Source organism: Peribacillus sp. P4_C12 (assembly GCF_056402095.1).
The window spans coordinates 1-1,173 of the sequence record NZ_JBFUIB010000866.1 but is presented as its reverse complement, the minus strand read 5'-3'; the positions used below and the strand labels follow the sequence as shown (position 1 = coordinate 1,173).

Annotated in this window: 1 protein-coding gene; it reads left to right on the top strand. The window is 36.0% G+C overall.

Annotated features, from left to right (window positions below; genetic code table 11):
• Positions 1 to 1,173: histidine kinase dimerization/phospho-acceptor domain-containing protein (locus AC1DUW_RS29785; RefSeq protein WP_477644301.1), on the top strand; the 1,173-nt coding region annotated here is incomplete at both ends.

The window sequence follows — 1,173 nt, the reverse complement described above, 5'->3', positions numbered from 1 at the left end:
GTATTTGGATTTGGAAGGTAAAGTTATTGCAGATACATCTAATAAAATGATCGGAGCTAACTTAGCTGAGAGAATATGGTTTGAAGAAGCACTAGAAGGTAATGAATTTCTTTCTGACGTGTATAAAACACGAGCTTATTCTGAACCCATAATAACTTTAAGTGCACCGGTATATGGTCGTACAGGGCAAATGGTTGGTGTTGTCTCCTCGGCCTTCCGCTTAGAAAACCTTTGGGAGATGATCGAGAGAAAAGCTGTTGATATTAGTGATAAGTATCCTGTGAACATTTTCATGATTAATCAAGAAGGTATCATGGTTTCCAAAAAAGATCCCCATGGCATCCAACAGAATTCTACCTTAGAGGAAATGGGATTAACAAAAGCAAAACTGATAGAAGCTTCTGAAACGGATAACTTGTACAGTGCAGAGAATGGAGAGAAAATATATTCTATTCAGGCTGTTCATACGCTAGCACAAACGGAAAATAAATGGTTTGTAGTTGTGGGAGCTGATAAGAAACAAGTGTTTCAGCCTTTGAATGATCTTTTGTCACGTTATCTAACCATTTACACGATTTTATTTGTATCAATCATTATAGTGGTCTATTTATTTACAAAGACTCTTGTGCGACCTGTTCAAGATCTTGTTGAAGCAACAGAGGAATTTATTGAAGGAAAAGAATTCGTCGTTTCTAATAAAAGAAGCTTTGAAGAAATGGTAAAACTGAACCTTGCTTTTCAGAGAATGATGGAAACGATAGAGGATCGTGAAAAGGAAATCGTTCGTACGGAAAAGTTGAAATATGTAGGTCAGCTAGCTGCAGGGGTTGCCCATGAAATTAGGAACCCATTGACTACAATAAAGGGGTTCTTCCAACTATTGAAGAGCCAGGATTATGATAAAACTTTAATAGTAAAGTATAGTGATGTCATGCTTGAGGAAGTCAATCGGGTTAATGTATTTGTAACTCAACTTCTTGATTTAGCAAAGCCTCATCAGCTTGAATGGGAGAAACTTGATCTAAAAGATTTCCTCGATGAAATTATAGATGTCTATTCTTCTTCAAATCCTAGTTCTCATGTAACATTCATTAATTCAGTGACACAATCTATATATATTTATACTGATCGAAACCGATTGAGGCAAGTTCTCTTGAATGTCTTGAATAATTC